General features: G+C 74.3%; 3 protein-coding genes. All 3 read right to left on the bottom strand.

Going from position 1 to position 4887, the window contains the following annotated elements; genetic code table 11:
- Nucleotides 1–159 precede the first annotated feature (159 nt).
- Complete coding sequence (locus EAD98_RS01035; RefSeq protein ID WP_121652218.1) at nucleotides 160–1038, bottom strand: NUDIX hydrolase; 879 nt, start codon at nucleotides 1036–1038, stop codon at nucleotides 160–162.
- The gene (locus EAD98_RS01030) at nucleotides 1026–2546 is read right to left on the bottom strand and encodes a CYTH and CHAD domain-containing protein (protein WP_121652217.1); all 1521 of its coding nucleotides are present in this window, start codon (nucleotides 2544–2546) and stop codon (nucleotides 1026–1028) included. Before EAD98_RS01030 ends, EAD98_RS01035 begins: the two co-directional genes overlap by 13 nt.
- A 25-nt stretch (nucleotides 2547–2571) precedes the next feature.
- Nucleotides 2572–4887: RNA degradosome polyphosphate kinase (locus EAD98_RS01025; protein ID WP_121652216.1), on the bottom strand; the 2316-nt coding region annotated here is incomplete at its 5' end.

Here is a 4887-nt window from a genome sequence, read left to right as displayed (position 1 = left end):
ACCCCGTTGACCCCGCGCCTGATCCACTCCGGATCGGCGATCTCGGGTTGTCCAGGCCAGCGGGACGCCCCGACATCGCCGATACCGGGTGGATCACGAAGGCGACGGCCGCACGCCGGAGACCGCAGTCGGGCGGCGGCTACAGGCGGTCGGCGGCGGCTACAGGCGGTCGGCGGAGAGCAGCCGGTCGGCGGAGAAGGCGAGCAGCCAGCCACCGCCCTTCGGCGTGGTGAAGTCCTCGTCGACGCGGCCGGTCAGCTGCTCCAACGCGCCCGGCAGCACCTTGCCCTGGCTGCACACCGCCACCCGCCCGCCGGCGCCGACCAGCTCCAGCAGCCGGGCGGCGGTGGCGAGGACCTGCTCGTCGAGCTGCTGGCCCGGCTGCGGCTCGTCCAGATCGCCGCAGATCTCGATCGGCAGGTCGAGCAGCGCGGCAGCCGGGTCCAGGGTCTGCACACAGCGGCGCGGTGAGGCCGACACCAGACGGGCCGGCCGGACCAGGGCGACCAGGGCGGCCAACGCGTACGCCTGGGCCCATCCCTCGGCGTCCAGCGGCCGGCCTGTGTCCGGCCCGGTCCAGGTGGCCCGCTTGCCGGCGTGCCCGTGCCGCAGCAGCGCCACCGTCCCGGTCACCGGTGGCAGCGCGGCGAACGCGCCCAGCACCTCGGCGTCGTGCGGGTAGCTGACCAACCGGATCGCGTCGTCCACGGCGACCCAGCGCACGTCGTCCACCTCCGTGCCGGGCTGGAAGCCGCCGCTGCCCACCGCGAGCATCGACCAGTAGTCGACCAGCTTCGGCTGGCCCTCGCTGCGGTAGCGCACCGACGGCAGCCGCACCTGCGGCACGCCCTGCACGTCGGATTCCTCGGCCACCTCGCGTACCGCCGCGACCAGCGGGTGCTCGCCCGGCTCCAGCTTGCCCTTCGGCAGCGTCCAGTCCCCGTAGCGCGGACGGTGCACGACACAGACCTGCACACCGTCGGCGGTCGGTCGCCAGGCCACCCCACCGGCCGCCCGGATGCCGGTCACGGCAGCCATCGGGTCCGCCGTCGCCGGGTCGCCCTGTGCCAGACGGCGGGGAAGCGGGCGCGCATTCGGCGTACCGTCTCGCGTTCCCGTTCGGCCAGCCGGCCGGCGGTGACCGCCAGCTCGTGGTCGTCCGGGCGGCCGGCCGCGAGCGCCAGCCAGGTGTCCGCGGCGACGGCGGCGTCCTGGTGCTCGCCCAGCACGTCCTGAACCCGGGCCAGCGCCCGGGCCAGCCGGCGCGGGCCCTTGCCGAGGGCCGGGACCACCGCGTTGACCGCGTACCGGGCCTGCTTGCCCTCCTTGCGCACGGTGTGCCAGCGGTCGTCGGGGGCGAGTGGGTCGAGGGCGTGGACGCCGTCCGGCCCGGTCAGTTGTCGCCACGGGCGGGCCACCAGCCCGGGCAGCGCCCGCTCCGCCGGTGCGGCCGCCCGGCGGGTGAGCCGGGGGGCGCGGGCGGCCAGCACCAGGGCGTCCACCAGGGCCCGGTAGCGCGGGGAGCGCAGCGCCTCGTGCACCGCGGCCAGTGCCAGGCGCTGCCGTTCGGCGAGCGCCGCGTCCAGCCGGTCCACCGCGCCCGGGTCGAGTGGGCTGAGCGGATCGGCGGTCGCGGTGCGCCGCAGCCGGTCACGCAGCACCTCGGCGTCGCGGGCCGCGCCGAGCACGTCGGCCAGCCAGCGCAGCTCGGCCCGCAGGGAACGGGACCAGCTCTTGCGGACCAGCGGCGCGAAGGTGCGCAGGTCGGTGCGCAGCCGCCGGCAGGCGACCCGCATCTGGTGGACGGCGCTGTCACCGCCGCCGCCCGGGGCGTGCAGCCGGACCAGCGGGTCGTGCGCCAGCAGGCGGCGGACTTCCTTGCGGACCGCCTCGGTCACGACGTCTCCCGCGCTCGGGTCGGCCGGCAGCCCGGCCGGTGCGACCAGGTCCGGCTCGGCCTGCGCCGCCGCGCCCAGCGCGCGTACGTGCTTCGGAACGAACGTTCCGCCCCGCGCGCCGGCCTCCCGCAGCACCGCGCCGATCCGGTCCAGCAGTGTGCGGTCGCCGGCCTTGAGCTCCACCTCCAGCTCGCGAAAGGCGCCGGTGGTGGCGCCGGCGTCGTCGAGCACGGTCACCCGGTCGTCGACCACCTCGGCGAGCACGGTGCCGGCCCTGTCACACACCTCGTGGGCGTGCCGGACGGTCCGCACCACCGTCACCGGCGCCAGCGGCGCTCCCCGGTGCAGGGCGGTGACCAGCTCCACCAGCTCCGGCGGTGGCTGCCCGACCGGCCCGGGGCGGGAGATCTCGTGCCGGACGCCGGGTGTCGACGTGGGCAGCTTCACCGTCCAGGGCAGATCGTCGCCCCGGCGGTGGCGCAGCGAGGCGCCGGCCCGGGCGAGGCGCAGGTCGACGGTGTCGAGGTAGCGGGCGACCAACGTCACCGGCGGCAGCGCGCGGACCCGCCCACCGGCCGGGGTGGTGGCGGACAGGTCCGGCAGCACGTAGGCGTCGTCCACCTCGTGCTTCTGCTCCTCCTCCACCATCAGGTCAGCCTATGCCGCGACCCGGTCAGCCGGCGGTGCCACCGACGCGGCGCAGCAGCAGTTCCTGGAGATGCTGCCGGGTCGCCTCGTCGCCACCGGTACGCCGGCTCCAACAGCCGTCACCGGCCAGCTCGAACGCGTCCACGTCGGGGCTCATCGCCAGGTTCAGCACCTGGTCCAGCTCCGCTCGCGCCACCGGGTCGCTCACCTGCACCAGCGCCTCCACCCGCCGGTCCAGGTTGCGGTGCATCAGGTCCGCCGAGCCCATCCAGAACTCGGCGTTGCCGTTGTTGCCGAACCGGAAGATGCGGGAGTGCTCCAGGAACCGGCCGAGGATCGAGCGGACGCGGATGTTCTCCGACAGCCCCGGCACCCCGGGGCGCAGCGTGCACATGCCCCGGATGAGCAGGTCCACGTGCACACCGGCCTGGGAGGCCCGGTACAACGCGTCGGTCACCCCCTCGTCGACCAGTGAATTGACCTTGAACTGGACGAGGCCGGGCATGCCGAGGCGGACGTGCGAGATCTCCCGCTCGATCCGCTCGATCAGGCCGCTGCGGATGCCCTGCGGGGCGACCAGCAGCCGCCGGTAGGCGGTCTGCCGGCTGTAGCCGGTGAGCACGTTGAACAGGTCGGTGAGATCGGCGCCGACCTCCGGATCGGCGGTGAGCATGCCGAAGTCCTCGTACAGCCGCGCGGTCTTCGGGTGGTAGTTGCCGGTGCCGATGTGGCAGTAGCGGCGGATCTGGTTGCCCTCCTGCCGGACCACCAGCGCGGTCTTGCAGTGCGTCTTGAGGCCGACCAGGCCGTACACCACGTGGCAGCCGGCGCGTTCCAGGGTGCGGGCCCAGCCGATGTTGGCCACCTCGTCGAACCGGGCCTTCACCTCCACCAGCACCACCACCTGCTTGCCGGCGGCGGCCGCGTCGACCAGCGCGTCCACGATCGGCGAGTCACCGCTGGTGCGGTAGAGGGTCTGCTTGATGGCCAGCACGTTCGGGTCGGCCGCGGCCTGCTCGATGAAGCGCTGCACGCTGGTGGCGAACGAGTGGTACGGGTGGTGCACCAGGATGTCCCCGTCGCGCAGGGTGGCGAAGACGCTGCGCGGCACCTCACCCTCGGCGAGCCGGGGATGGGTGGCCGGCACGAACGGCGGGTCCTTGAGGTCCGGCCGGTCCGCCTCGCCGTAGACCTGCCAGAGCGCGGAGAGGTCCAGCAGCCCGGGCACCCGCAGCACATCCTGGTCGTCCATGTCCAGTTCCCGGACGAGCAGGTCCAGCATGTGATCGGAGATCGAGGCGGCCACCTCCAACCGGACCGGCGGGCCGAACCGGCGCCGCGCCAGCTCCCGTTCCAGGGCCTGGAGCAGGTCCTCGTCGCGGTCCTCGTCGACCTCCACCTCGGCGTTACGGGTGACCCGGAAGAGATGACACTCGACCACCTGCATGCCGCTGAACAGCTGCCCCAGGTGCACCGAGATCAGGTCCTCCACCGGCACCATCCGCACGCCCGGCTGGTCCCGGTCCACCCGTACGAAGCGGGGAACGTTGTTGGGCACCTTCACCCGGGCGAACAGCTCGGAACCACCGTCCGGGTCGCGGACCGCCACGGCCAGGTTCAGCGACCGCCCGGAGATGTACGGGAACGGGTGCGCCGGGTCCACCGCGAGCGGGGTCAGCACCGGGAAGATGGCTTCCCGGAAGTAGGTGCGCAGCCGCTCCCGCTCGGCGTCGCCCAGGTCGCCCCAGCGCAGGATGCGGATGCTCTCGTCGGCCAGCTTGGGCAGCACGTCGTCGACGAAGCAGGCGGCGTGCCGGGCGACCAGTTCGGCGGTCCGCTCGGCGATCAGCTCCAGCTGGGTACGCAGGGGCAGCCGGTCGCCGCCGCGTACCGGAAGGCCGGCGGAGAGGCGGCGCTTCAGCCCCGCGATCCGCACCATGTAGAACTCGTCGAGGTTGCTGGCGAAGATGGCGAGGAACTTGGCCCGCTCCAGCAGCGGGGTGCGCTGGTCCTCGGCGAGCGTGAGCACCCGGGCGTTGAAGTCGAGCCAGGACAGCTCCCGGTTGAGGAACCGGTCCTCCGGCAGCGGCGGGGGAGCAGGCCGTTCCTCGTCCGGCTCGCCGCCGGCCGCCCGTCCCTCTTGCGGCCGCGGCCGCACCCCACCGGCAGCTGGGCCGTCCGTCTCGGTGGACGGGCCGGCGGAGTCGAGGACCTCGTCCAGCCCGGAGGAGGCCGCGGCCGGGTCGGTGTCGGGGGCGTCGGCGCGGGCGGCGCCGGCCTGTTCGGCGCGGACCGGGCGGAAGCGGCCGTCGGCGCCGCGTGTGCGGGTGCCGTTGCGGGG

Origin of the sequence: Micromonospora sp. CV4 (assembly GCF_003667455.1) — a bacterium.
Lineage (GTDB): Bacteria > Actinomycetota > Actinomycetes > Mycobacteriales > Micromonosporaceae > Micromonospora.
Note: the sequence above shows the minus strand (reverse complement) of the source record. Positions and strands in the feature narration are given on the sequence as shown.

What these genes read in the sequence shown, in the direction of transcription:
- EAD98_RS01035 (WP_121652218.1), bottom strand. Translation starts at nt 1,038, where the DNA reads ATGGCTGCCGTGACCGGCATCCGGGCGGCCGGTGGGGTGGCCTGGCGA.
- EAD98_RS01030 (WP_121652217.1), bottom strand. Translation starts at nt 2,546, where the DNA reads ATGGTGGAGGAGGAGCAGAAGCACGAGGTGGACGACGCCTACGTGCTG.